Source organism: Planococcus sp. FY231025, from assembly GCF_052078085.1.
Lineage (GTDB): Bacteria > Bacillota > Bacilli > Bacillales_A > Planococcaceae > Planococcus.
The window spans coordinates 199,856-225,937 of the sequence record NZ_JBQJJG010000005.1; the positions used below are offsets into that span (position 1 = coordinate 199,856).

The 26,082-nt window shown below is 51.8% G+C and carries 22 protein-coding genes and 1 other annotated feature; of the genes, 19 read left to right on the plus strand and 3 right to left on the minus strand.

Going from position 1 to position 26,082, the window contains the following annotated elements; genetic code table 11:
- The first annotated feature begins 53 nt into the window (after positions 1-53).
- The 13 genes from lon (at position 54) to ACTL32_RS07405 (ending at position 16,394) form a co-directional block, all read left to right on the plus strand.
- A complete protein-coding gene (gene lon / locus ACTL32_RS07345; RefSeq protein WP_441340847.1) occupies positions 54-2,381 on the plus strand; it encodes an endopeptidase La in 2,328 nt (775 codons plus the stop codon).
- Entirely contained in the window at positions 2,378-2,959 is a 582-nt protein-coding gene (gene yihA / locus ACTL32_RS07350; RefSeq protein WP_204890333.1) for a ribosome biogenesis GTP-binding protein YihA/YsxC, read from the plus strand. Before lon ends, yihA begins: the two co-directional genes overlap by 4 nt.
- A gap of 746 nt (positions 2,960-3,705) precedes the next feature.
- The gene (hemA, locus tag ACTL32_RS07355) at positions 3,706-5,076 is read left to right on the plus strand and encodes a glutamyl-tRNA reductase (RefSeq protein ID WP_441340848.1); all 1,371 of its coding nucleotides are present in this window, start codon (positions 3,706-3,708) and stop codon (positions 5,074-5,076) included.
- Between the two features lie 75 nt (positions 5,077-5,151).
- Positions 5,152-5,982, plus strand: a complete 831-nt coding sequence (ccsA, locus tag ACTL32_RS07360; RefSeq protein ID WP_441340849.1) for a cytochrome c biogenesis protein CcsA — start codon at positions 5,152-5,154, stop codon at positions 5,980-5,982.
- A gap of 17 nt (positions 5,983-5,999) precedes the next feature.
- Positions 6,000-6,929: a hydroxymethylbilane synthase gene (gene hemC / locus ACTL32_RS07365; RefSeq protein WP_441340850.1), complete on the plus strand. Its 930-nt coding sequence runs from the start codon at positions 6,000-6,002 to the stop codon at positions 6,927-6,929.
- Positions 6,922-7,623 (plus strand): uroporphyrinogen-III synthase, encoded by a 702-nt coding sequence (locus ACTL32_RS07370; RefSeq protein ID WP_441340851.1) that lies wholly within the window; start codon positions 6,922-6,924, stop codon positions 7,621-7,623. The genes hemC and ACTL32_RS07370 overlap by 8 nt, the downstream gene beginning before the upstream one ends.
- Complete coding sequence (gene hemB / locus ACTL32_RS07375) at positions 7,616-8,596, plus strand: porphobilinogen synthase (RefSeq protein ID WP_441340852.1); 981 nt, start codon at positions 7,616-7,618, stop codon at positions 8,594-8,596. The genes ACTL32_RS07370 and hemB overlap by 8 nt, the downstream gene beginning before the upstream one ends.
- A complete protein-coding gene (gene hemL / locus ACTL32_RS07380; protein WP_441340853.1) occupies positions 8,597-9,883 on the plus strand; it encodes a glutamate-1-semialdehyde 2,1-aminomutase in 1,287 nt (428 codons plus the stop codon).
- 635 nt (positions 9,884-10,518) lie between these two features.
- A complete protein-coding gene (locus tag ACTL32_RS07385) occupies positions 10,519-11,568 on the plus strand; it encodes an AbrB family transcriptional regulator (RefSeq protein WP_441340854.1) in 1,050 nt (349 codons plus the stop codon).
- A 22-nt stretch (positions 11,569-11,590) separates the two neighbouring features.
- Positions 11,591-11,812 (plus strand) — a binding site (T-box leader).
- Between the two features lie 80 nt (positions 11,813-11,892).
- Complete coding sequence (locus ACTL32_RS07390; protein WP_441341197.1) at positions 11,893-14,532, plus strand: valine--tRNA ligase; 2,640 nt, start codon at positions 11,893-11,895, stop codon at positions 14,530-14,532.
- A 599-nt stretch (positions 14,533-15,131) separates the two neighbouring features.
- Positions 15,132-15,713: a TetR/AcrR family transcriptional regulator gene (locus ACTL32_RS07395; RefSeq protein ID WP_441340855.1), complete on the plus strand. Its 582-nt coding sequence runs from the start codon at positions 15,132-15,134 to the stop codon at positions 15,711-15,713.
- A gap of 23 nt (positions 15,714-15,736) precedes the next feature.
- Complete coding sequence (locus ACTL32_RS07400; protein WP_441340856.1) at positions 15,737-16,078, plus strand: DMT family transporter; 342 nt, start codon at positions 15,737-15,739, stop codon at positions 16,076-16,078.
- Between the two features lies 1 nt (position 16,079).
- A complete protein-coding gene (locus ACTL32_RS07405) occupies positions 16,080-16,394 on the plus strand; it encodes a DMT family transporter (protein ID WP_441340857.1) in 315 nt (104 codons plus the stop codon).
- Positions 16,395-16,533: 139 nt separating this feature from the next.
- Here ACTL32_RS07405 and ACTL32_RS07410 read toward each other — a convergent pair whose 3' ends face one another.
- The 3 genes from ACTL32_RS07410 to ACTL32_RS07420 form a co-directional block, all read right to left on the minus strand.
- Positions 16,534-17,622, minus strand: coding sequence for an NAD(P)-dependent alcohol dehydrogenase (locus ACTL32_RS07410; protein ID WP_441340858.1), 1,089 nt, complete (start codon positions 17,620-17,622; stop codon positions 16,534-16,536).
- Positions 17,623-17,958: 336 nt separating this feature from the next.
- Complete coding sequence (locus ACTL32_RS07415) at positions 17,959-18,747, minus strand: ATP-grasp domain-containing protein (protein WP_441340859.1); 789 nt, start codon at positions 18,745-18,747, stop codon at positions 17,959-17,961.
- Positions 18,744-19,607 carry an ATP-grasp domain-containing protein gene (locus ACTL32_RS07420; RefSeq protein WP_441340860.1) on the minus strand — a complete coding sequence of 288 codons (864 nt, stop codon included), beginning with the start codon at positions 19,605-19,607 and terminating at the stop codon, positions 18,744-18,746. The genes ACTL32_RS07415 and ACTL32_RS07420 overlap by 4 nt, the downstream gene beginning before the upstream one ends.
- 72 nt (positions 19,608-19,679) lie before the next feature.
- On the opposite strand from ACTL32_RS07420, the gene ACTL32_RS07425 reads away from it, so the two are divergent.
- The 6 genes from ACTL32_RS07425 (at position 19,680) to ACTL32_RS07450 (ending at position 26,082) form a co-directional block, all read left to right on the plus strand.
- Positions 19,680-20,873 (plus strand): bifunctional folylpolyglutamate synthase/dihydrofolate synthase, encoded by a 1,194-nt coding sequence (locus tag ACTL32_RS07425; RefSeq protein WP_441340861.1) that lies wholly within the window; start codon positions 19,680-19,682, stop codon positions 20,871-20,873.
- 43 nt (positions 20,874-20,916) lie between these two features.
- Positions 20,917-22,620, plus strand: a complete 1,704-nt coding sequence (locus ACTL32_RS07430) for a sensor domain-containing diguanylate cyclase (protein ID WP_441340862.1) — start codon at positions 20,917-20,919, stop codon at positions 22,618-22,620.
- A gap of 222 nt (positions 22,621-22,842) precedes the next feature.
- The gene (locus ACTL32_RS07435) at positions 22,843-23,418 is read left to right on the plus strand and encodes a type IV pilus modification PilV family protein (RefSeq protein WP_441340863.1); all 576 of its coding nucleotides are present in this window, start codon (positions 22,843-22,845) and stop codon (positions 23,416-23,418) included.
- Positions 23,408-23,908 carry a prepilin-type N-terminal cleavage/methylation domain-containing protein gene (locus tag ACTL32_RS07440; RefSeq protein ID WP_441340864.1) on the plus strand — a complete coding sequence of 167 codons (501 nt, stop codon included), beginning with the start codon at positions 23,408-23,410 and terminating at the stop codon, positions 23,906-23,908. The genes ACTL32_RS07435 and ACTL32_RS07440 overlap by 11 nt, the downstream gene beginning before the upstream one ends.
- Positions 23,909-23,927: 19 nt before the next feature.
- Complete coding sequence (locus ACTL32_RS07445; protein WP_441340865.1) at positions 23,928-25,457, plus strand: hypothetical protein; 1,530 nt, start codon at positions 23,928-23,930, stop codon at positions 25,455-25,457.
- 43 nt (positions 25,458-25,500) lie between these two features.
- Entirely contained in the window at positions 25,501-26,082 is a 582-nt protein-coding gene (locus tag ACTL32_RS07450) for a hypothetical protein (protein ID WP_441340866.1), read from the plus strand.

A 26,082-nucleotide genomic window follows, 5' to 3' on the forward strand; every position in this document is an offset into this window, starting at 1 on the left:
GGAGACAGGCCGTATTTTTTATAGAAGAAAATCAACCGGAGGTGTAACTCCTAATGGCGAAACGTAAAACAACCAAACAAGTGCCTTTATTGCCGCTGCGCGGCCTATTGGTATTTCCGACAATGGTTTTGCATATCGATGTCGGCCGCGAGCGGTCGGTAGCGGCGCTTGAACAGGCGATGCTGGAAGACAGCATCATCTTTTTGGCGACGCAAAAAGAAATGAGCACGGAGCAGCCTGAAAAAGAGGACCTGTATAAGATCGGGACCTTGGCGAACATCAAGCAGATGCTGAAGTTGCCGAACGGCACCATCCGCGTGTTGGTCGAAGGGCTGGAGCGCGGACAGTGGAAAAATTACGCGGAAGGCGAAACGTTCAATATGGTTGATGTTTCGTCCTATCCTGATGAAGAGGAAAAATCGGCCGAGCAGGATGCGTTGATGCGCTTATTGCTCGAGCATTTCGAGAAATACGTGAAAGCGTCGAAGAAAGTGACGACGGAAACGTTCAATACCGTTGCTGACATCGAAGAGCCGGGCCGCCTGGCAGACATGATCGCCTCGCATTTGCCTTTGAAACTTTCCGAAAAACAATCCGTGCTGGAAACATTCGACGTCGACAAGCGCTTAGAAGCGCTCATCATGCGCCTCCATAATGAACAGGAAGTCCTGGACTTGGAGAAGCGCATCAGCCAGCGCGTGAAAAAATCGATGGAGCAGACGCAGAAGGAATTCTACCTGCGCGAGCAGATGAAAGCGATCCAGACCGAACTTGGCGACAAGGACGGCAAATCAGCCGAAGTGGTCGATTTGAAAAAACGCATTGAAGATGCCGGTATGCCGGAATCGACAGAAAAAGCGGCGTTGAAAGAATTGGACCGCTACGAAAAATTGCCGGCTGCAGCTGCCGAAAGCGGCATCATCCGCAATTACATCGAATGGCTGGTGACGATTCCCTGGTCGGCATCGACAACGGACCGGCTGGACATCAACTACGCGGAAGAGATCCTCAACCGCGACCACGACGGCCTTGAAACCGTCAAAGAACGGGTGCTCGAATATTTGGCGGTGCGCCAGATGACGCATTCGCTCCGCGGGCCAATCCTGTGCCTCGTTGGACCTCCGGGCGTCGGGAAAACTTCGCTTGCCAAATCGATCGCCGAATCGCTTGACCGCAAATTCGTCCGCATCTCGCTCGGCGGCGTGCGCGACGAATCGGAAATCCGCGGGCATCGCCGGACGTATGTCGGCGCGATGCCGGGGCGCATCATCCAGGGCATGAAAAAAGCGGCGACCACTAATCCGGTGTTCCTGCTGGATGAAATCGACAAGATGTCGTCCGATTTCCGCGGCGACCCGTCGTCTGCCATGCTCGAAGTCCTGGATCCTGAACAGAACAACACGTTCAGCGACCATTACATCGAAGAAACCTATGACCTTTCGAATGTTTTATTCATCGCGACTGCGAACGACTTGGGATCGATCCCGGGCCCGCTCCGCGACCGGATGGAAGTGATTTCGATTGCCGGCTATACCGAAGTGGAAAAGCAAATGATCGCGAAAAATCACTTGGCGCCGAAGCAATTGAAAGAGCACGGCTTGACGGACGAACAGCTGCACTTTACGGATGAAGCGCTCATGAGCATTGTCCGCTATTACACACGGGAAGCCGGCGTCCGCGGGCTCGAACGCCAGATTGCTTCGATTTGCCGGAAAGTGACGAAAGAAATCGTCTCCGGGGAGAAAGAACGAGTGGAAGTCGACGCTGCATTGGTCGAGGAATACCTCGGCAAACGCATTTTCCGCTACGGCATGGCCGAAACGGAAAATCAAGTCGGCGTGGCAACCGGGCTTGCTTATACAACTGTCGGAGGCGATACTTTGCAGATTGAAGTTTCCTTGTCTCCAGGGAAAGGGAAGCTGCAGCTGACAGGTAAGCTTGGCGATGTCATGAAAGAATCGGCGCAGACGGCGTTGTCGTTTGTCCGCTCGAAGGCAGAGGAACTCGGCATCGATCCGATGTTCTATGAATCGCAGGATATCCATATCCACGTACCGGAAGGCGCTGTGCCGAAAGACGGCCCTTCTGCGGGCATCACGATCGCGACAGCGCTGGTCTCTGCATTGACGAAGCGGCCGATCCGCCGTGAAGTCGGCATGACCGGGGAAATCACGCTGCGCGGACGCGTCCTGCCGATCGGCGGCGTCAAAGAGAAGACTTTGAGCGCCCACCGTGCGGGATTGACGACGATCATCCTGCCGGCAGACAACGAACGCGACATCGAAGATATCCCGGAAAGCGTGCGGGAGCAATTGACGTTCAAGCTCGTTTCCCAAGCCGATGAAGCACTTCAAATCGCATTAGAAGGAGCAAACGAATGATTGTCCATAACGTAGAACTTGTAATAAGCGCCGTCCGGCCCGACCAGTATCCGGAGGACGGCTTGCCGGAATTCGCACTTGCCGGCCGCTCAAATGTCGGGAAATCGTCGTTCATCAACAAAATGATCGGCCGCAAAAGCATGGCCCGCATCTCCTCGAAGCCGGGGAAGACGCAGACGCTGAACTTCTATAAGATCGAAGAAAAGCTGTTCTACGTCGACGTGCCGGGCTACGGCTATGCAAAAGTCTCCAAGTCCGAGCGCGAAGCGTGGGGCAAGATGATCGAACGCTACATCACCGACCGTGAGCAGCTGAAAGCGGTCATCCAGATCGTCGACTTGCGCCACCCGCCGAGCCGCGACGACATCAATATGTATGACTTCATGAAGCATTACGGCATTCCGTGCATCATCATTGCGACGAAAGCCGACAAGATCCCGAAAGGCAAATGGGACAAGCATAAAAAAATTGTCCGCGAAACACTCGATATGGAAAAAGGCGATCCGCTGATCGTCTTCTCCTCAGAAACCGGCCTCGGAAAAGATGCCGCGTGGAAAGAAATTGAAGACCGGATGTAGAAGGAGAGGCGCAGCTTTGGCTGCGTCTTTTTTTGTGGAGAAGAAGTCGGTGGAGCCTTTCTGCAAGTAAATGTGGATTTTCTGCAAGTAAACTCGGAATACTGCAAGTAAACTCCGATTTGCCGCAAGTAAAAGGGCACTTTCGCTTTTCGCTTGCGAAAAGACGGCATTCTTTAAGGTTTTGGGGTTTGAATAAACCCGGAAATCCGGCTGAAAGCAGATAAATCTCGAGAATCGCCGATATAATTCCAGAACCGCCGATAAATCCGTAAAATCGCCGATAAAACCACAGAATCGTCGATAAATCTGAAATATCGCGGATAAATTCAAAATATCGCCGATAAAACAGATCGCCGCCGGTATACATCACATCCTGACACACCATCCCAAACCCAAATCCCTGAAAGAGTTCTCGCACTATTTCGACTAAGAGCGTAACGCTTGTTAGTCCCTTAGCCCTTTGCTAAACTTACATTATAATTAATATAAATAACTTAAATCTGTTCGACTCTAGAATGTTCATAGATGATAACGAGCAACACCGCTTCAGGAGAGATGTTTCTTTTCTTCACCAATTTAATTCTTATTTAATTTTTTCTTATACGGCGAAGCGATTCAACCATGTTAACTTTTAGTTCATTCTGTTCAGTTTTCATGGGTTGTTCACAAATGAAAAAGATTATGAATCCGATAGAGTGGTATACTTATTTATATGAAATATTGAACGTGAAAGGTGTTTTGTACCCATGCATACTTTAGTGGTCGGGGTGAACTTCCGTACTGCACCGCTCGAGATTCGCGAGAAGCTTTCATTCATCGAAAGCGAATTGCCGAATGCGATGCAGGCGCTGAAAAACCAAAAAAGCATATTGGAGAACGTCATCGTCTCGACATGCAACCGCACGGAGATCTATGCCGTTGTCGATCAGCTTCACACTGGGCGCTATTATGTGAAGCAATTTCTTGCGGACTATTTCGGGATCGCACCGGAAGAGTTTTCGCAGTATTTGTTCGTCCATGAAAAGGAAGAAGCAGTCGAGCATTTATTCCGCGTGACGGCAGGCATCGATTCGATGGTCCTTGGGGAGACGCAAATCCTCGGACAAGTGAAATCGAGCTTTTTGTCAGGGCAGGAAAACGGCACGACGGGCACGGTCTTCAACCAATTGTTCAAACAGGCAGTAACACTTGCGAAACGCGCACATTCGGAAACGGCGATCGGCGAGAACGCCGTATCGGTTTCGTATGCGGCGGTCGAGCTCGGCAAGAAGATTTTCGGCACGCTGAAAAACAAGCATGTCGTCATCCTCGGCGCCGGCAAGATGGGCGAACTGGCCATCAAGAACTTGCAGGGCAGCGGAGCGGACAAAGTGACGGTCATCAACCGGACATTCGAGAAAGCGGAAGCGCTGGCGGATAAATTCAGCGGCATCGCGAAGCCGATGACGCAGCTGCAATGCGCATTGCTTGAAGCGGATATCCTGATTTCGTCTACAGGCGCGACCGATTACGTCATCGATTTCGAATTGATGCAGTTTGTCGATAAATTGCGCAAAGGCAAGCCGCTCTTCATGGTGGACATCGCCGTGCCGCGCGACATCGATCCGCGCATTGCGGATCTGCCGAATGTGTTCCTATATGATATCGATGATATGCAGGGCATCGTCGAAGCGAACCTGGCTGAGCGCGAACGCGCAGCAGGCGAGATCATGACGATGATCAACCAGGAAAAAGGCGAGTTCAACGACTGGCTTGCGACGCTCGGCGTCGTTCCTGTGATTTCGGCACTGCGCCAGAAAGCATTGAACATCCAGTCGGAAACGATGGCGAGCATCGAGAACAAGATGCCGGACCTAACCGACCGCGAGAAGAAGATCCTGAACAAACACACCAAATCGATCATCAACCAATTGCTGAAAGATCCGATCCTTCAAGCGAAGGAAATGGCCGGTTCGAAGAATGCGCGCGAACAGCTTGAATTGTTCCAGCAAATCTTCGGGATCGAGGACGAAGTGGAGCAGGAAATCCAGAAACAGACACAGGCCAAACGCACACCTGCGGAACAAGGCACAGCAATCAAACAGGAAACTCCCGGATATTCAATGAAAGCTTTCTAAAACAGGCGTTTGCGGATCTATATGTTAAAATGTAGAGACGCAACGCCTTTAATTATGGAAACGAAGGGGAATGGGATGGCTGATATAACAATGGCAAGGCTGCACGAAGCTATGGTTATTCTATATGCTGTCAGCCTTGTTTTTTATTTTATAGATTATTTATATAAAGAGAAAAAAGCCAGCCGGATCGCGATGTCGCTCCTCGGAGTAGTATGGCTGCTGCAGACGGTCTTCCTGGTTTTGTACATCATCGAGACGCAGCGGTTCCCGATACTGACGCTGTTTGAAGGCATTTATTTCTATGCATGGCTCCTCGTCACGCTGTCGATCGTGCTGCGCATATTCTACCGCTTTGATTTTGCGGTGTTTTTCATCAACATCATCGGCTTTATCTTCATGACGATCCATACGTTCGCCCCGGTCCAGATCGAACGGTCGCCGGTCGGGGAAGCGCTTGTGTCGGAGCTTTTGCTGATCCATATCACGTTTGCGATCCTGTCGTATGTGGCATTTTCGCTGTCGTTCGTCTTCTCGGCGCTGCACCTCGTGCTGTACCGCCTGTTGAAGAAGAAAAAGTGGACCAAGCAATGGAGCAATCTGCCGTCGCTCGGCCAGACCGAGTCCGGCATGACGATCTCGATTCTCGTTGGGATTTCGCTCCTGTTCGTGTCGCTCGTCCTCGGACTGCAATGGGCGTACATCTCGCTCGATCAGTTTTCGCTCTTAGACATGAAGATCGTCGGTTCGTTCATCCTGCTCATCGTCTACAGCGGCGTGCTCTACAAGCACCGGAAAGGCGACTTGAACGGAGCCGCATACGCGTGGGCGCATCTGTATTCATTTTTGCTGCTGCTGGTCAATTTCTTCCTCGGCAGCCGGTTGTCTGAATTTCATTTTTGGTATTAAGGAAAGGTAGGATTCATTTGAGAAAAATCATCGTAGGTTCAAGAAGAAGCAAACTCGCACTGACACAGACGGGCCAGTTTATCGATAAATTGAAAGCGGCCGGAGCGCCGTTCGAATTTGAAATCAAAGAAATCGTGACAAAAGGCGACCGCATCGTCGACGTCACTCTATCGAAAGTCGGAGGCAAAGGCTTGTTCGTCAAAGAAATCGAGCAGGCGCTCTACGACAAAGAAATCGATTTTGCCGTCCACAGCATGAAAGACATGCCGTCGGTGCTGCCGGAAGGCCTGGTCATCGGCTGCATCCCGGAACGCGAAGACCCGCGCGATGCGTTCATCGCGAACAACCACGTGAAATTCATGGACCTTCCAGTCGGAGCGGTCGTCGGCACAAGCAGCCTGCGCCGCAGCTCACAATTGCTGTTGATGCGTCCGGACCTTGATATCCAGTGGATCCGCGGCAATATCGACACGCGGCTTGAAAAATTGAAAACGGGCGATTTCGACGCCATCATCCTGGCGGCTGCCGGATTGAAGCGCATGGGCTGGAAAGACGATATCGTTACGGAATTCCTCCAAGTGGAAGACTGCCTGCCGGCAATCGGCCAAGGCGCCCTTGCGATCGAATGCCGCGAAGACGACGCGGAACTGCTTGCGGAACTGGCGAAAGTCAACGACGAGCACACCGCGCTTGCAGTCAATGCAGAGCGCCAATTCCTGCGCGACATGGACGGCAGCTGCCAAGTGCCGATTGCAGGTTACGCAACTGTGGAGGCAGGCAGCGTGTCGTTCACCGGTTTGATTTCCTCTCCGGACGGCGACGTCGTCTACAAGGAATCAGCGGTCCACAGCGATCCGATCGCTGCCGGCCAGGACGTGGCAAAGCGCATCAGCGCGCAAGGCGGCTATGAGCTCATCCAACAGGTAAAAGCAGAAAGCAATGTTTGACGGACTGCCGCTGAAAGGCAAAACCATCGTCTTCACCGGTTCGAAAAAGCCTATGGAATCCTTGGAAATGGTCGAATTATACGGCGGCAAGGCACTTTACCTGCCCCTCATAGAAACATCGGTCCGGCAGTCACAGCTGCCGGATTTCGGCTGTTATGACTGGCTGATCTTCACGAGCGCGACGAGCGCGGATGCATTCGGCCAGCTCCATGCCGGAACCGATGCGAAAATCGCCGCGGTCGGGGAGAAGACGTCTGAAAAGCTCGAACAATACGGCTACACCGTCGACTTTATGCCGACTGTCTACAGCGCCGACCGATTCGTGGAGGAATTTCCGGCCGTTGCCGGCAATGCCAAATGCCTGTTCATCAAAGGGGCACTCGCCAAAAATACGATCGCCTCGATGCCGATGCAGGTGGATGAATGGATTATTTACGACACGGCGCTTAAAATAGATAATGCACGGGAATTGGCCGGCATGCACGGAGTGATCGTCATATTCGCGAGCCCTTCCGCCGTCCGGGCCTTTACGGAGGCAGGCGGCGACTGGAAAGCGATCCGGGCAGCGGCCATCGGCCATGTGACCGAGCGCGCCATCACGGAAAGCGGCGGCACGGCTGAATTTATTCCCCAAAAATATACGTACACCGAAGTCATCAATGAAATAATGAAAGGAAGTTGTTTACATGGCTGAATTGAATTTCCACCGCGGCCGCCGGCTTCGCACTTCTGCGAACCTGCGCGCCATGGTACGCGAAACAAGCGTTCAGAAAGAAGATTTCATCTACCCGATTTTCGTCGTGGAAGGGGAGAACGTCAAAGAGGAGATCTCCTCGATGCCGGGCGTCTACCATTTCTCTCTGGATACGCTAGGTGCAGAGCTGGATGAAGTCGTCTCGCTCGGCATTCCGTCGGTCATCCTGTTCGGCGTGCCGAATGAAAAAGACGCGGTCGGCTCGCAAGCCTACCACGACCACGCCATCACGCAGGAAGCGATCCGTTTTGCGAAAAACCGCCATCCGGAATTGGTTGTCATCGCGGATACGTGTCTTTGCCAATATACCGACCACGGCCATTGCGGCGTTATCGAAGAGGGCGTCATCCTGAACAACGAAACTTTGGACCTCTTGGCCCGTACGGCAGTATCGCAGGCGAAAGCCGGCGCTGACATCATCGCACCATCGAACATGATGGACGGCTTCGTTGCGGCGATCCGCTACGGCTTGGACCAGGCCGGATTCGAAAACACGCCGATCATGAGCTACGGCGTGAAATACTCGTCCGCCTACTACGGTCCGTTCCGTGAAGCGGCGCATTCCACACCGCAGTTCGGCGACCGCAAGACCTACCAGATGGACCCGGCGAACCGCCTTGAAGCCTTGCGCGAAGCGGCGGCAGACGTCGAAGAAGGTGCGGACTTCATGATCGTCAAACCGGCGCTTTCGTACCTGGACGTCATCCGCGAAGTGCGCGACAACTTCGATTTGCCGATCGTCGCTTATAACGTCTCCGGCGAATATGCGATGGTCAAAGCAGCCGCATTGAACGGCTGGGTCGACGAAGAGAAGATCGTCCTTGAGACGTTACTGAGCATGAAACGCGCGGGCGCGGACATCATTATGACGTACCACGCCAAAGACGCAGCACGCTGGCTGGAGGGGAAATAAATGGGATACGAAAAATCGATTGCAGCATTCACTGAAGCGAAAAAATTGATGCCGGGCGGCGTGAACTCGCCGGTCCGCGCATTCAAATCGGTCAATATGGACCCGATCTTCATGGCATCCGGAAACGGCGCGACCATCACGGACATCGACGGCAACACGTATATCGACTATGTCCTGTCTTGGGGGCCGCTGATCCTTGGGCATGCCCATCCGGAAGTCGTGAAAGCGATACAGAAGACCGCTGAACTCGGCACAAGCTTCGGCGCGCCGACGCTCATGGAAAACGAAATGGCGAAACTCGTCATGGAACGCGTCCCGTCGATCGAAATGGTCCGCATGGTGTCATCCGGCACCGAAGCCACGATGAGCGCATTGCGCGTCGCACGCGGCTATACCGGACGCAATAAAATCCTGAAATTCGAAGGCTGCTACCACGGCCACGCAGACAGCCTCTTGATCAAAGCGGGCTCAGGCGTCGCGACACTCGGCTTGCCGGATTCTCCAGGCGTCCCTGATTCCGTGGCGCAAAACACCTTGACGGTGCCGTACAACGACCTAGAAAGCGTGCGTTTGGCATTCCAGAAATTCGGCGACGAAATCGCCGCGGTCATCGTTGAGCCGGTTGCCGGTAATATGGGCGTCGTGCCGCCGAACGAAGGCTTCCTGCAGGAACTCCGCAACCTGACGACGGAATTCGGCACGATATTGATCTTTGATGAAGTCATGACTGGATTCCGCGTCGGCTACAACTGTGCACAAGGCCATTACGGCGTCACGCCGGACATGACTTGCCTCGGCAAAGTCATCGGCGGCGGACTGCCAGTCGGTGCATTCGGCGGCAAGCGCGAAATTATGCAGCAAGTCGCACCGAGCGGCTCGATCTATCAGGCAGGTACGCTTTCCGGCAACCCGCTCGCTATGACGGCTGGCTTTGAAACCCTGTCACGTTTGGACGAAAGCTCGTACGAAGGGTTCGTCGAACGCGGCGACCAGCTCGAAGCCGGCTTCCGTGCAGCGGCTGAAAAATACAACATCCCGCACACTGTGAACCGTGCGGGCTCGATGATCGGCTTCTTCTTCACAAATGAACCGGTCGTCGACTTCGCATCCGCGAAGACATCCGACACTGACCTGTTTGCGGACTACTACCGTTTGATGGCGGAAGAAGGCATCTTCCTGCCGCCGTCCCAGTTCGAAGGCATGTTCCTGTCAACTGCGCATACCGAAGAACACATCGCCAAAACGGTTGATGCGTTCCATATGGTGTTTGCGAAATTAGCGAGATAAATAAGATCCTTTGCCCGGCCGCTTTCCTAGCGGCCGGGTTTTTATGTACTTGAACAGACTACGGCTTTTTGCGAATAAAACCGGCTTGCTGCAAGTAAAGCGGCGGATGCCGCAAGTAAATCTCATTTGGTGCAAGTAAAGTGCCCGTTTCCGCAAGTAAATTACGTATTCTGCAAGTAAATCGGATTTGCCGCAAGTAAAGTGGCCCTTTCGCTTTTCGCTGCGGCGAAAAGCCGGCATTCGGGTTTTTGGGTTTGTCTTTGGAAGAGGGGGGATGATGAATAAACTCCGCGGAACGATGAAAGAGCCTGTGAGAAGTGATGAAAGAAATCTTTCCTGCTCGGGATCGACTCTAAACGATGAATTGCTTCGTCCACAAACCTACCGAAAAAGAGAAACATCGATAGAAAACCCCGTAAAGCCGGTATAAACCTTAGAAACACCGGTAGAACTCAAAGAAACACCGATAGAACCTGCCCAAAGCGCCGATAGAAAAAGATATGCCCCTGAATTCTGCGCGTGCCAGGCACACAAACAATTACCAAAGAATTTGCATCCTTCAGAAGATTTCACCTCCGTTTTCCTGTACGATAGAAAGAGAAAGAATTTCGGAAAGCGAAGGGCAGGGGGAGCGGATGTACATATTCCTACGGACATTGATCATAGCGGTGCTGGCAGGCTGGCTGTTCGAAGCGGTCGGCATGTTCCTGCCGTGGCTGCTCGGCCCGATGCTGGCAATGCTCATCGTCAGCCAGTTCACCAAAATGAAACTCTACTGGCCGAAGATCCTGCGCACAGCGGGGCTCGTCATGCTCGGCGTGCAGATCGGTTCGTCGTTCACGCGCGACGCGGTGTTCCTTATGTGGCTCGATTTGCCGTATATGGCGTTCATGACAGTTTCGGTCGTCGGCTTGTCGATCCTGCTCGGTCTGCTGTTCATGAAAATGGTCGATGAATCCTTGGCGACGAGCCTCCTTGGGTCGATTCCGGGCGGGCTCGCGCAAATGGTCGTCATCGCGGAAGACGTAAAGTCCGCAAACATCACCGTCGTCACGATGATGCAGACGATCCGCATTTTCATGGTAGTGACGATCGTGCCGTTCTTCACCGTGTTCCTCAAAGGCCGGGAAGAAGGGGAGCTCGGCGAGCGCGTCTTCACGTTCGCGCCGCTCGCATTCCTCGCAGCTGTCGCTGTCGGGCTCGTGCTCTACTTCGGCATGAAGCGAATCGGCTTTCCGGCCGCAGAACTGCTCGCGCCGATCCTGACGATGGCGATTATTCAGACGGTGACGGGTGACCTTCTCGTCGACATGCCGTACTGGCTGATTGCGCTCGCACAGGTGTGCATCGGCGCCGGGCTCGGCCTGCAGATGGAGCACATCGGCGATAAACTGACGTTCCGCTTGGGCGCGGCGATCGTCCTGAACAATGCGCTGCTGATCAGCTTCACGGCTTTTATTGCGTACATCCTCGCGAAACTATTGCCGGCCTATATCTTCCTTGATTTCTTCCTGAGCGCTGCGCCAGGAGGCATTGCGGAAATGGCAATTACAGCGCTCGCGACCGGCGGGGATGTTGCGCTGATCACCAGTTTCCAATTGTTCCGGCTGTTTTTCATTCTGCTCGTGGCGTCGCCGATTGTTGCCTATATTGTGAAAAAACTTGACGCTAAAAGCGGAGCTTGAGTATAATGAATGAAAGTATATATTTGATGCGTTGATGAGGATAGTAGAATGTGCGTACATTTCAGAGAGAAAACCGAGTGGTGAGAGGTTTTCATGAACAATCATTTGAATGTCACCTCGGAGCAGTTCCCGTGAAAGTTGAGTAATGGGAACCGGATGTGAAATCCGTTATCGAACTTGAGAGCCAGGTTCTTTTTGACTTGTGCATAAAGGTGGTACCGCGAACAACTCCTTCGTCCTTTTACAGACGAAGGGGTTTTTTTGTTTTCCGGGAAACCTTTTCTCAAGGCACCATACCTAAAAGGAGGAATTGCAATGACTGAAATGCCGACAACACCACAGATGCCGACGAAGTACGATCCGCAGTCCATTGAAAAAGGACGCTATGAATGGTGGATCAACAACAAATTCTTTGAAGCGAAACCTGAAAGCGGCAAGACGCCGTACACCATTGTGATTCCGCCGCCGAACGTAACCGGCAAATTGCACCTAGGCCATGCCTGGGACACAACTCTGCAAGACATCCTGACACGCATGAAGCGCATGCAGGGCTTTGACGCCCTATGGCTGCCGGGCATGGACCACGCCGGCATCGCGACGCAGGCGAAAGTGGAAGGAAAATTGCGCGAAGAAGGCAAATCGCGCTATGACCTTGGCCGCGAGAAATTCCTGGAAGAGTCATGGAAATGGAAAGACGAATACGCTGGGCACATCCGTGAGCAATGGTCGAAATTGGGCCTTGGTCTTGATTACTCCCGCGAGCGCTTCACGCTTGATGAAGGCTTGTCGGAAGCGGTTAAGGAAGTATTCGTAAAACTTTACGAAAAGAAACTCATCTACCGCGGCAAATACATCATCAACTGGGATCCGGCGACGAAGACCGCGATTTCCGATATCGAAGTTATCTACAAAGACGTACAAGGCGGCTTCTACCACATGCGCTATCCGCTCGCAGACGGCTCCGGATACATCGAAGTTGCGACGACGCGTCCGGAGACGATGCTCGGCGATACGGCCGTAGCGGTCCATCCGAAAGATGAGCGCTACGAGCACTTGATCGGCAAGAAAGTCATCCTGCCGATCGTCGGACGTGAAATCGAAATTGTTGCCGACGATTATGTCGACATGGAATTCGGAAGCGGCGCCGTGAAAATCACGCCGGCACACGACCCGAACGATTTCGAGATCGGCAACCGCCACAACCTCGAACGCGTGCTCGTCATGCACGAAGACGGCTCGATGAACGAGAACGCCGGCAAATACGAAGGCATGGACCGCTTCGAATGCCGCAAAGCAATCGTCAAAGACCTGCAGGACATGGATGTTTTATTCAAAATCGAAGAGCATATGCATTCGGTAGGCCATTCCGAGCGCAGCGGCGCCGTTGTTGAGCCGTACCTTTCCACACAATGGTTCGTCGACATGAAGCCGCTCGCACAAAAAGCGATCGACCTGCAGCACGGCGAAGAAGGCGTCAACTTTGTGCCGGAACGCTTCGAGAAGACCTATCTGCAGTGGATGGAAAACATCCGCGACTGGTGCATTTCCCGTCAATTGTGGTGGGGCCACCAAATTCCGGCCTGGTATCATAACGAAACCGGTGAAATCTACGTAGGCATGGACGCACCGGCGGACGCTGAGAACTGGACGCAGGACGAAGACGTACTCGATACGTGGTTCTCATCCGCCTTATGGCCGTTCTCGACGCTTGGCTGGCCGGCTGACAGCGATGAGCTGAAGCGCTATTACCCGACGGATGCTTTGGTTACCGGCTACGACATCATCTACTTCTGGGTATCGCGCATGATTTTCCAGGCGCTTGAATTCACGGAAGAAAAACCGTTCAAAGACGTATTGATCCACGGACTTGTCCGCGACGCGGAAGGGCGCAAAATGTCGAAATCGCTCGGCAACGGCGTTGACCCGATGGACGTTATCGCGGAATACGGAGCGGATTCGCTGCGCTACTTCCTGGCAACAGCATCAAGCCCAGGGCAGGACCTTCGCTTCTCAATGGAGAAAGTGGAATCCATCTGGAACTTTGCGAATAAAATCTGGAATGCTTCCCGCTTTGCATTGATGAATATGGAAGTCATGACGTATGAAGAGATCGATCTTTCCGGCAAACGTTCGGTTGCGGATTCATGGATTCTGACCCGTTTGAATGAAACCATCGAGCAAGTGACTTCATTAGCGGAACGCTACGAGTTCGGCGAAGTGGGCCGCACGCTGTACAACTTCATCTGGGATGATTTCTGCGACTGGTACATCGAGATGGCGAAACTGCCATTGTACGGAGAAGACGAAGACGCGAAGAAAATGACGCGTTCGGTTCTCGCTTATGTACTTGATAACACGATGCGCCTCTTGCATCCGTTCATGCCGTTTATCACAGAAGAAATCTGGCAGAACCTGCCGCATGAAGGCGAATCAATTACGGTTGCCGCTTGGCCGACAGTCGACGAGTCGTTGACAGACCAAAGCCAGTCATCAAGCATGAAGCTGTTGATGGACATCATTACAGCCGTCCGCACGATCCGCGCAGAAGTGCAGTCGCCGATGAGCAAGAAAGTGCCATTGACGATTTCAGCAAAAGACGCGGACATCCACGCCGTGCTTGAAGCGAATGCCGCGTACATCGAACGTTTCTGCAACCCGGAAACATTGACGATCGGCGAAAACATCGCAGCACCGGAAAAATCGATGTCCGCAGTAGTATCAGGCGCCGAGCTGTTCATGCCGCTTGAAGGCCTGCTCGACATTGACGCGGAACTTGCACGTTTGAACAAAGAACTTGAGAAATGGGCGAAAGAAGTGAAACTCGTCCAAGGTAAACTGTCGAACGAACGCTTTGTCTCTAAAGCGCCGGACGCGGTAGTAGCCGAAGAACGCAAAAAAGAAGCCGACTACCTCGAGAAGCACGCGACGGTAGAAAAGCGCATCGAAGAATTGAAGAACCTGTAAGTTGGAATGCGGCCAAACCCTGTATCGGGTTTGGCCGCATTTTTTGCGTGGAAGAGCCGAATGCTGGCTTTTCGCCAGAGCGAAAAGCGAAAAAGAGGAAGGGGTGGAGGGTTCTATCGAGGGTTTGAGTGGATCCTATCGATAGTGTTCTTTTTAGAAGGTTTTTGAGCGTATAGAGCCGACGACTTTAAAGAAGAGTTTTCTTTCATCACTTCTTATAGATCCTTTCATCGTTTCATGCGTCTTCTTTTATCGTTTCAAGAAGTTCTTTCATCGTTTTGCGGCGTTTATTCATCGTTCCACTTCTCCAGAAAGAAACCCAAAACCCGAATGCCGGCTTTTCGCCCCGGCGAAAAGCGAAAAAGAGGAAGGGCGGGAGGATTCTACCGGCGTTAAAAGTTTTTCTATCGATTGTTTGCATGGGTCCTATCGATGTTTCAACCGTTTCTATCGGCGTTTCTCAGCTTTCTATCTACGTTTCTCGATTTTCTATCGATGTTTCTTGAATTGACCGCAAAGCCCAGAACCAATCCTCTTCGGTTGACTCCCACAAAATCATTTGTTATAGTTACCTGACGAACGTTCGGAAGGGTGAAATCATGACACTGGATCAACTCAAGCAAGCAGCACTGAACCGCTTTGCAGAACACGGCTTTGACGGCACGTCGATGGCGCATATCGCTGACGACGTCGGCATCAAAAAGCAGTCCATCTACACCCATTTCAAAGGGAAGGACCAATTGTTCCTGCAGGTCTTCAGCGATGTAGTCGAAAGCGAGATCGAATCGGTCACCGCGTTTATTGAACAAAATAAAGCACGGCCCATCCAGGAGTTCCTGTATGACTTCCTTCTATATCATAAGGAGCGGAACGATCAAAACGCTGCGACCAAGTTCTGGCTGCGCATCTCATTTTTCCCGCCGGCCCATCTGTACGATGAGGTGATGGGGAAGGTCTATGCCTATCTGGACAAGCTCGAGGAATTGCTCGAACCGCTCATGGAAGCGGCGCAAAGGGAAGGCGAATTGAGCAATGAAATCGATGCCAAAGAAGCGACAGCGGCTTTCCTCGGTGTCCTTGACGGTGTATTTGTGGAGATGCTTTACGGCGGACCCGACCGGACGAAAAGACGGCTGGAAGCGTCCTGGCATTTCTACTGGCGTGGAATCGCCAAAGATTGAAAAGAGTTGCGGAGGAATCAAATATGAACAAACAGTGGATGCTTGTTATCATAGCGGGCATTATTGAAATACTTTGGGCAATCGGGTTGAAATACGCATCAAGCTGGCTTGCGTGGCTTGCCGTCGCGGCACTGATCGTTGTTTCATTCGTCGTGCTCCTGAAGGCGCTGGAGAAAGTGCCGGTCGCGACCGCCTATGCGGTGTTCACCGGCATCGGCACAGCGGGTACGGTCATCGTTGAAATGATCGTCTTCGGGGAGCCTTTCAGCTGGTCGAAAGTGTTCTTCATCAGCATGCTGCTGGCCGGCGTGATCGGTTTGAAGCTCGTCACGGCGGATCCCGACAAGAAAGAAGAGGTAATGTGATATGGCTTGGGTCTATCTGATATTGGCAGGCGGGTTTGAAGTGCTGGGGGTCATCGGCATGAACCGCGCGGTCAAATACAAAACAATCAGTTCCTATGCAGTCCTCGTCGGCGGCTTTGCGGTGAGTTTCAGTTTGCTGGGGCTCGCGATGGAAACCTTGCCGATGGGCATGTCCTATGCCGTTTGGACCGGCATCGGCACGGTCGGCGGGACGCTCGTCGGCATGTTCATGTACGGCGAATCGAAAGACTGGAAGCGGATCCTATTTATCGCCATGATCCTCGCTTCAGTCGTCGGCTTGAAACTGACTTCATAACCAAGCACGAAAGCACTCCTGGAAAAGTCCGGGAATTGCGTGTGTGCCTGGCACACATACAATTTGCGTTGTCGGCTTCGAACTGACTTCATAATCAAACACAAAAGCGCTCCCGAAACCCTCGGGAGCGCTTTTTCGTCTAGCCGATCTTCACAATCGGTTTAATGGTAGAGCCGTTTTTCGAATCCTCGAATGCGTCGTTGATCGCTTCGAAATCGTACACTTTCACCAGCTTGTCGAACGGGAATAGGCCGCGCTTGTAATAAGCCACAAGCTGGGGAATGAACACTTGCGGGATCGAGTCGCCTTCGATGACACCCATCACTGTTTTGCCTTCCGCCATGATGTCGTTGTGGACGTCAAATGTGATCTCCGGCGTTACGCCGACAATCGCGCACGAACCGAGCGGACGCAGCGCGTCGATCGCCTGCTTCACGACAGGAGGGACTCCAGTCGTCTCGACGGCATAATGCGTGCCGCCGTTCGTGATCTTTTTGATTTCCTCGACGACGTTGACGTTCTTGCTGTTCAAGGTATGCGTCGCGCCGAGTTCTTTCGCAAGCTCCAGCCGTTCGTCGTGAATGTCGACCGCAATAATGTTGAGGCAGCCGGCAATCTTTGCGGCCATGACGGCGCTCAAGCCCACTGCACCGCTTCCGTACACCGCAATCGACGAACCGAACTCCGGCTTGAAACGGTTCAACACCGTCCCGGCGCCGGTTTGGATGCCGCAGCCTAAGGGACCGAGCAGCGCCAAGTCCACTTCGCGGTCGACTTTGACGACATTGCGTTCATTGGTCACCGCAAACGTGCCGAACGAAGATTGGCCGAAGAACGTCGAGACGTCCTGCCCGTCCTGGTGGATGCGGTGGGTGCCGTCCTGCATCTTGCCGCCGAAATTCAAGTCGTTGAAATTCAGGCAGACGGTCGGGTGACCCGTCAGGCAGTTTTCGCAATGCCCGCAATAAGCGAACGACAGCACGACGTGGTCGCCCGACTCGATCGTCGTCACCGCCGAGCCGACTTTCTGCACGATGCCGGAGCCTTCATGGCCGAGCACCGCCGGGAACGGCGACAAGCCCAAATCTCTTGCGACCGCGTCCGTATGGCAGACGCCCGTTGCTACAATCTTCACCAGTATCTCATGTGCTTTCGGTTCGCTCAGTTCAACTTCTTCCATTTTAAACTCTTCGCCTAGGCCGTGTGTCACGGCTGCTTGTATTTTCATGAAAGTCCTCCTAAAAAATTTGATTCTTTAAACCAATTACCCGATTATGCCGGGGTTATTCAATAGAAGGAATAAAACCTTACGAGCCAGCCAGTTTTTCAGTGGAGGAACTTCAATTAAATTTCATCGATCCTCTTGGCCCGTTAATCGACACTATCCGAGATTTAATCGACATTTTTAGCATTTTAATCGACACTATTAGAAATTTAATCGACACTATTCAAGATTTAATCGACACTCCGCCAGATGACCTCCCGCACAAAACAAAAAAGCCCGCCAAAGGGGCGGACCGCAAAACCAATTGATCGCGTGCCAGGCACGGACACAATTCGTATTTTACTCTTTCACCCGAAACGGCCGTTCCTTTTCGAGGTCCTTCAAATAATCCACCAAGAGCTCCGCAATGTTTTCGTCGTGTGTCTCGTAGAACGACCGCGCGCCGACCGGGTCCTCGATTTCATTGAACAGGTGCCGGCCGTCCGGCAGGAGCAGGAAATCGACGCCGATGTAATCGCTCTTGAGTGCCCGGGCGATTTCCAGCACGCCTTGTTCCTGTTCGGCATCAAGCTTGAATTTCTCCACCGAGCCGCCGAGCGAGTAGTTCGCTTTGAACGAGCCCACAGGCGTGCGTTTCACGGCGCCGACGACCTCGTTGCCGATGACATACGCACGCACATCGGCGGTATGCTCGATGACCGGCTGGAAGATGTAGCTGGAAAGGTCTTCCGGCAAATCGTCAGGAGAATTCACCACGGTGACGTCCGAACCTCCGAAGCCGTCGACTTTCTTCATAATGCACGGGTAGGCGCTCGGCTGCGTGTACGTCGGGATGACGGGCAGCCCCATGACCGCGAGCAGCTGGAAGCTGTGTGCTTTGTCGTTGGCGATGCGGTTGACTTCCGCGCGGTTGACGAGGTAGGCGCCGCTGTCTTCCAATAGCCGTGCCGCTTCCGGGCGCCGGACGCGGTAAAGCACCATTTTGCCGGACAGCTGCAAAGCGAGCTCGACTTGGCCGGACTTTGACCAATCGTCCCAAACGAGCAGGTCGAAGTCGCCGAAGCGCTGCAATTCTTCAATAAACCCGGCGTTGCGGATTGAATCTTCCGTTTCATACAATAGGATCATCGTAAGTCCTCCAGTATATATGAGATCATCGCATCTGCGACGTTGATGCCGGTTACGTTCAGGATGTTGCGGATATGGGCGGCAGCGTTCACTTCGCACACAAGCGGCGCTTCGTCCTTATCAAACAGGAGGTCGACGCCGGCGAACACCGCACCGACCGACTCGGCCGCTGCAAGCGCGAGCGCTGCCTGAGTATCGGTCAACTCGACCGGGGAAGCGGTGCCGCCGTTGGTGATGTTCGCCCGGAAATCCGTTTCCGAATGGCGGTACATCGCCGCGACAATCTTGCCGCCGACGATGTTGACGCGGATGTCGCGGCCACGGCTCGATTCGACGAATTCCTGGAACACGAAATCGATGCCGCGGAGCGATTCCACTTTTTCGTAGAACGCGTCTTCATTTTCAATCAAGTACACTTTCATGCCGAACGAGCCGTGGCCTTCCTTGATGATCATCGGGAAGCCGAGTTCGCCAATCACACGCTCGAAATAGCCGGAATCCAGAATCGAGAAGTTCGGGTAGACTTTCGGTGCGACGATCGTCTTCGGCATCGGCAGGCCGGACGCCGCAAGCCGGATGTATTGCGTGGCTTTATTGTCGCACAGGTCGATGATTGCCGGGTCGTTATAGACAGGCACGCCGCGGCTTTTCAGGAAATAGCCGAGGAGGATGTCCTTGTCGAGCAGCACCGCGAAGTCGGGCAGGGCGGCCTCAGCCGACAGGTCCATCATCACGTCGTAATTTTTCAGGATGCGCACGGATACGCCGGCGCGCTCAGCCGCTTCCGCAACGAGGTGCGCCTGGTCTGCGAATTTATCGGAAACCAGGCTGCCGTTATAAATAACCCAACAAGTTGTCATTTCTACTCCACCTTCATGATATAATAAGTCTCAAAAAAGTGTATCACGTTTCACGCAGAAAGAAGGCCAAAAATGATAAACGGACTCGATGAATACAAAAAGAAATGGCAGATCCACACCGATTCGGCAATCAAACCCGGACTCGAAGCGATTCATTCTGCCTTGGCCGAACTGGACCACCCCGAAACAAAAGGAACATACATACATATCGCCGGCACGAACGGCAAAGGCTCGACGTCCGCATTTCTGGCAAATATCCTAAAAGCGCACGGCTATTCGGTCGGCAATTTTTTCTCGCCGGCAATCCTCGACTTGCACGACCAGATCCAGCTCGACAGCATCCCGGTCACGCTGCAGCAAATGGACCGAGCGATGGAGCGGCTCGCCCGCGTCCAAACGCCGCTCACCGATTTCGAATTGCTGACGGCGGCGGCATTCCTCATCTTCGAAGAAGCGGCACCGGACTTCACAATCATCGAAGCGGGGATGGGCGGGCGCTTTGACAGCACGAATGTCATCGACCCGGAAATCGCCATCATTCCATCGGTTTCGCTTGAGCACACGGCTTTCCTCGGGGATACGTTGGAAAAAATTGCTTTCCATAAAGCAGGAATTATAAAAAAGTGGAAACCAATCATCGTCGGGCAACTGCCTGCGGAAGCGCTCTATATTATAGAAGAAACTGCAAAAGCGCTCCATGCTGACCTCATCCAGCCCTCGGTGCCGCTCGCGCTCCCGCTCAAGCAGAAAGGGAAGCACCAGCAATGGAATGCCTGCCTCGCATTTGAAGCGGCGCAGGAACTGCTTGGGTTTTCATTCGATCCTGCCAAAGCGGAAAGGGCGCTCATCGAAACGACTGTCCCGTTCCGCTTCCAGGAGCTGTATCCGGACGTCATCCTCGACGGCGCCCATAACGAAGCAAGCATCCGGGCGCTTGTCGACACGGTGAAGGAAACGTATCCGGACCGAAATATCCATGTCGTCATGGGCCTGATGAAAGACAAGGATTACCAGGCGATCCTACGCCTTTTGGAAGAAATCAGCGACCATTTTACGTTCGTCGATTTTGGAAATGAAAAGGAAATATCTTCTAATATTTTATTTTCACAAAATAGAAGTAAAATAAAGACAATTAAAACATTATATGATATATTACCTGTACCAAACAAAAAAGAAGTGACAATAGTCACGGGTTCGCTGTATTTCCTGTCCGCTTTGAAGAAACAGGATTTCCACATGCTCCAAAACTTTAAAAACCAACCTTGACCGACAGCATACTAGAAAAACACATAAAGAGGGAGAAGATGGCATGCAACAGATAAATAAGCGAAGCATGGTCCTTTGGTTTCTTTGGGCAGCAATCGTCCCGGCCGGTTTGTATTTGACCTATCAGTTCTACCCGCCTCCCGAGATGGATGCCTGGAACGTCCTGGCCTTCACGGTGCTGGCCATCCTGACTTCGCTGATGCCGCTTAACATCAACGGCACGCCGATGTACCTCGTGCAATGCGTGACGATTGCGCTGTTTCTGAAATACGGCATCTTCGCTGAAGTGCTGCTGTCCCAGCTGACCGTGCTGGTGCTCCTCTTCAGAAGCCGCAGTTCCGCGCCGCACTCGCAGCGCCTGCCGTTCAACTCGCTGATGTTCTTTGTCGTCTCGATCATCGCCGGTATGACGTACATGAAGCTCGGCGGGGAAATCGGCTCGCTCGATTTGGTCCACGTCATCGCGTTCGGCATGATCTACGAAATCGTCTCCATCGTGGCCAACCATCTTTTCTTGTACCTGGACGACGCCATTATGGGCAACGACAAATCGTTCTTCTCGCTCGATACCATCTGGGATTTTGCCATCACCCTGCTCGTCTTCCCGTATGCCATTACGCTCTACATCACGGAAGCCTATATCGGCTGGGCCGCACTTCTCCTGCTCGGCATCCCGTTCCTCATGGTCGCCGGGCTCCTGCAGATGTACAGCAGCTCCGAGAAAGTCAATATCGACCTGAAGAAGGCAGGGGAGATCGGCCACCAGCTGGCCGCGCGCCTGTCGACCGACGAAGTGCTCGACCAGTTCGTTATCCAGGTATCCGACCTGCTCAAAAGCGATTACGCCTACGTCATCGATTACCGCGACAGCCAGCTGCAGATGCTGCGCATGTACGAGGACAACCGCTTTGTCGACTTGAACGTCCCGGCTGTCCGGTACAATAAAGGCATCGGCGGCAACGTCGTCGTCACCGGCACTTCGGTCAGCTACAACAAGAAGAAGGAATGGGCGGATATTGCGAGCGGCTATATCCCGGACGACGCCGAAAGCATCATGTGTACGCCGGTCGCTAGGAACAATAAAATCGAAGGCGTACTGCTGATTGCCTCACGCGAGAAATACGCCTATGTCGACCATCAGCTCCAGATTCTCGATATCCTGAGCACGTACTTCGCCGTATCGCTTGAGAAAGCAGGCTACGTACAAAAAGCGATTGCGAAAAGCGAGCGCTGCGGCTTGACCGGGCTTTATAATTACCGCTACTTAGATGAACTGCTCGAGAAGACGATGAACCGCGTGAAGCGGGGCGACTTGAAGAACCTGTCGCTCGTCATGATGGACATCGACCATTTCAAGAGCATCAACGATACGTACGGCCACCAAAGCGGCAACGACATCCTGATTGAACTGGCCAGAATACTCGAAGCCGAAGTCGGCAACGAAGGGACGGTCGCCCGCTACGGCGGCGAAGAATTCGTCATCCTGTTCCCGAACTACGGAAAAGATTTGACGATGCTGTTCGCAGAAGCGCTCCGCAAGAAAATCGAGAAGCATGACTTTATGATCAAGAATGATTTAGGCGCGGAACGCATGGCCATGGCCGTCCACATCACGCTCAGCATCGGCGTCTCCACGGCGCCGGACGACAGCGATGAGCCGAATGCCCTGATCCGCAATGCCGACCGCGCATTATATATCGGCGCCAAGCAAGCCGGGCGCAATAAAGTAGCAGCATACGCAAAATAAGACTATGAAACAGGGGCGTGTCCTGTTTCATAGTCTTTTTTCCTATTAAAAGTGTTACTATTGTTAAAAATAATAGTAAAAAGAATACATTTTCCTGTAATAAAACAGTGCAAGATTCTAAATATAATGTAATAATAAGCATATGATGAGATTAGAGAGAAAGAATGTTTTAAAAGGAAGAAAACGGCATATATGGGGATGCTGAAGAACGGGAGGATGGGAATGAAAGCTCTGAGGAATGAAAAAGGGTTAACACTCATAGAAGTGCTGGCGGCGCTGGCGATACTCGGCATCGTCTTTGTCGGCATCATGACCATTTTCCCGCAGATGACGCTTTTCAATGCTAAGACAGAAGCTAAACTCGACACCATGAACTTGGCGAGGGAAGAAATGGCCAATATCGTTGCGGCCAACAAATGGCAGAAGGTGCTTGTCCCGAGTGCGGTGACCCCTGACACAGGATTGCCGGATTATTTATCGGAAACGAAAATGGACGATGAAATGGCATTGGTAGGTTATAACCTGGTTTCCCGGACTGCCACAATGGCGACGTATCGAAAAGAAACTGATTATCGCTATGAAGCAGATATCTATCTGAACTGCGAAACGTATCTTAATCCAGCAGTTATCGGAACCCCGCCGGCAGCAGGCATGTGCGCCAAACTGGAACCGATCAAACTCTACCGGACCCATTTGAAAGTCTTTAAGGAAAACGATATTTCGCCTGGGACCTATCAGCTCAGCAGTGAAACATTTTCATTTCTTTCTTACGAGGCGGTTGAACCAATTGGACCTTAAAAACTGGAACTTTAAATCAGTTAACAATCAAAAAGGCATTTCGCTTGTGGAAGTGCTTGCTGCACTTGCTCTCGTAGCAACTATTGCCGCCATTGCCTGGACTGCTTTATCCATCGGATTCAAGCACACTGCGGTCGAAACCGAGAAAACCAAACTCCAGCAAAGCGCAAACTTGATCATGACGACCCTAACGAACGAACACCGCAGGAGTGAAAAATATTCCCTTCTATTTGAAGGTAATCAATTGAAAATTAACTCCTGTGATAAAACAGGAGCTTGCTCGGTAACAACGATTGATCAAACCTATGACTATACGGGGACAGTCGTAAATACCACTGTCATTGACTCGCACGACAGTGTAGTTGATGAAGTGCTGGACCTGAAGCCGAAAGCTGCTCATACAAAAATCACCTTGGTTCTTACAGACTTAAACAATCCTAATAATAAAGTTACCCTTGATACAAAATTAACCAGGATTATAACTCAGTAGAATCGGAGGAGAATATGAGATGAAGCAGCTAAAAAACCAGCAAGGCTATGCATTATTAATAGTATTGTTAATCATTGTGCTCTTTTTAAGCATATCAGCAACATTTATGGCAGGTTCATTAAGCAACGCAAAACAGGAAAAAACAGTAGACACCACTAACCAGTCGGTAGCTTCAGCTGAAATGGGCGTCCGTTATTATACAGCCGATTTCAAGCGTGAATTAGAACTGATCAAATTGGATGTGTCAGCAGAAACTCAATTGCGAATCAATGATCTGATTTCCTGCATCCAGCCACCTCGCGAAACACGATGCGACAGCGATGCAAAAATTGATATTATCGAAGATCAAATTGATGAAGACATGCGTGCGCTCTATATCCAAAAGATTTTAGCTAAAGTGAATGAGCTTAACGCACTCGCCGCAGGAACGCCTGTCAAGCCATTCACGGCAGAACAGATTTCCTACGCCGTCTCCTCAGCAGCTGGAGCAACAGTCGATTCGACTGGAACCGTAACTACCGATCCGGATGCAGTCAAGAAAGTCAAAGTCGATTTGGTGGCTTCAGGTATGTCTGATACAATCTCGAAGGATTTGACAGCGCTTTTCAATATCCAGGTACCTGATACTTTCCTGAATCCGAGTGAAGCACTCACAATCGAAACCGTCATTAATACAACCAATCCTAATGTGACTTATACCGATATTTTTGATGTCGCAGAACCGACGATTTCTTGTACAGCACTTTTGACTGAATTAACTCGTCCCTTGAATCCGGGAGAAGTACGCCCGTCACCGGTGTATGAATGCAAACTTGCAGCAGGGGAGAACCTGACGGACATCCTGAACTCGCTTATTGCAAAAGGGTTAAATCCGAAAGACTTTAAAGTGTTTACGGATGATTTCGCAAGCAATGTCTGCCCAGGAAATTGCAATAGCTTGGACCTAAAAGGCCTCACCTTATCAATTGATTCAACTGATACAAATGCATTTAACAACATGAACAATCTAATCAATTCAAATTTGATCGTTAACGGTCAATTGGCATCCGGAAATAACTTGATCAATCTTGGGAAAAACGGTTCGCGGCAAATCGTTATCGTCAAGGAGTTGAATGTTGGAAGCAATATCCAAAACCTTTACTATACGAATTTACTCATCCTTGGAAAAACCGGTACGACGGAATCCGACTCTGCACTTAAATGGGGCTCGAATTTCGAAATCGATAACTACTCGAAGCTCTGCGTCGACATCGATCGCATTCTGCCGGCAGACTTGACTCGACTGGCTGAAGAAGTCAAGTTCAGCAATAGCGGAACTATGATCTATTATTCGAGAGATGCCAGCAAAAACTTTATTCTCAAATCTAAAGATGGGAACAGCTATGTAAATGATCCAGCTCGGACTACGCAATTCGTCAAACGCATGTCGGATTATACGACCTTCCTTGCTGCTTGCGATGTTACGTTGTCAGAAACGATTATCGATTCCACTGAAGTGGCAGTGCCGAACGTACTCGAACCGGATTTTGATTTCGAAGTGGAATACTAAGCAATAAGAGATTCGGTTACACCAACATATTGGAGGTTACGTTTTGATACGTTTTCTATTTTTACTCATCATAGCTGCAATTGTCCTGGCGTTCGCATTCTTCCAGTTTAAAAGCGTACCGTTGGCGAAAAAGATGACCATCGCAGGCGGAGGCTTAGCCGCTGCTGCAGTAGGCATCACGCTGCAAAACGGATTCGCCTGGTATTTGACAATTCTCGCAATTGTCGCAGTGTCGCTCGCAGCCGCCATGGTTTACATGAAGCTTGACGAGCGGGAAGAACTTGAGAAAAAACGCGAGGCAGAGGAACGGAAAGAACGCCGCCAAGCGGAAGCGAAGAAATTGGCTCAAAAAGCGGAGCCGCAGAAAATCGAGGCAACTGCTTCAACAGAGAATAAAATCGATATTGAAAAAGCTCCACCAATGGAGCCTGAGCGAATTGCGGAACCGCAGATGGTTTCTGTACGTGAGACCGTGGAAGAACGCGAAACCGTTCCAGCTAGCCGGACAACTATGCAACCTGAAAAAATTCAAATAAGAGAAACGATCAAAGTGCCTGACGATGAAGAAATGCCGAAAGAGCCTTACGGCATGCAATCGATTCAGCCTGTCGGTAAGGAGCGGTAA

What these genes read in the sequence shown, in the direction of transcription:
- ACTL32_RS07370 (WP_441340851.1), top strand. Translation starts at nt 6,922, where the DNA reads ATGTTTGACGGACTGCCGCTGAAAGGCAAAACCATCGTCTTCACCGGT.
- ACTL32_RS07430 (WP_441340862.1), top strand. Translation starts at nt 20,917, where the DNA reads ATGCAACAGATAAATAAGCGAAGCATGGTCCTTTGGTTTCTTTGGGCA.
- ACTL32_RS07415 (WP_441340859.1), bottom strand. Translation starts at nt 18,747, where the DNA reads ATGATCCTATTGTATGAAACGGAAGATTCAATCCGCAACGCCGGGTTT.
- ACTL32_RS07410 (WP_441340858.1), bottom strand. Translation starts at nt 17,622, where the DNA reads ATGAAAATACAAGCAGCCGTGACACACGGCCTAGGCGAAGAGTTTAAA.
- ACTL32_RS07445 (WP_441340865.1), top strand. Translation starts at nt 23,928, where the DNA reads ATGAAGCAGCTAAAAAACCAGCAAGGCTATGCATTATTAATAGTATTG.
- ACTL32_RS07400 (WP_441340856.1), top strand. Translation starts at nt 15,737, where the DNA reads ATGAACAAACAGTGGATGCTTGTTATCATAGCGGGCATTATTGAAATA.
- ACTL32_RS07395 (WP_441340855.1), top strand. Translation starts at nt 15,132, where the DNA reads ATGACACTGGATCAACTCAAGCAAGCAGCACTGAACCGCTTTGCAGAA.
- yihA (WP_204890333.1), top strand. Translation starts at nt 2,378, where the DNA reads ATGATTGTCCATAACGTAGAACTTGTAATAAGCGCCGTCCGGCCCGAC.
- ACTL32_RS07385 (WP_441340854.1), top strand. Translation starts at nt 10,519, where the DNA reads ATGTACATATTCCTACGGACATTGATCATAGCGGTGCTGGCAGGCTGG.
- hemA (WP_441340848.1), top strand. Translation starts at nt 3,706, where the DNA reads ATGCATACTTTAGTGGTCGGGGTGAACTTCCGTACTGCACCGCTCGAG.
- ACTL32_RS07390 (WP_441341197.1), top strand. Translation starts at nt 11,893, where the DNA reads ATGCCGACAACACCACAGATGCCGACGAAGTACGATCCGCAGTCCATT.
- ccsA (WP_441340849.1), top strand. Translation starts at nt 5,152, where the DNA reads ATGGCTGATATAACAATGGCAAGGCTGCACGAAGCTATGGTTATTCTA.
- lon (WP_441340847.1), top strand. Translation starts at nt 54, where the DNA reads ATGGCGAAACGTAAAACAACCAAACAAGTGCCTTTATTGCCGCTGCGC.
- hemL (WP_441340853.1), top strand. Translation starts at nt 8,597, where the DNA reads ATGGGATACGAAAAATCGATTGCAGCATTCACTGAAGCGAAAAAATTG.
- ACTL32_RS07420 (WP_441340860.1), bottom strand. Translation starts at nt 19,607, where the DNA reads ATGACAACTTGTTGGGTTATTTATAACGGCAGCCTGGTTTCCGATAAA.
- ACTL32_RS07425 (WP_441340861.1), top strand. Translation starts at nt 19,680, where the DNA reads ATGATAAACGGACTCGATGAATACAAAAAGAAATGGCAGATCCACACC.
- hemB (WP_441340852.1), top strand. Translation starts at nt 7,616, where the DNA reads ATGGCTGAATTGAATTTCCACCGCGGCCGCCGGCTTCGCACTTCTGCG.
- ACTL32_RS07435 (WP_441340863.1), top strand. Translation starts at nt 22,843, where the DNA reads ATGAAAGCTCTGAGGAATGAAAAAGGGTTAACACTCATAGAAGTGCTG.
- ACTL32_RS07405 (WP_441340857.1), top strand. Translation starts at nt 16,080, where the DNA reads ATGGCTTGGGTCTATCTGATATTGGCAGGCGGGTTTGAAGTGCTGGGG.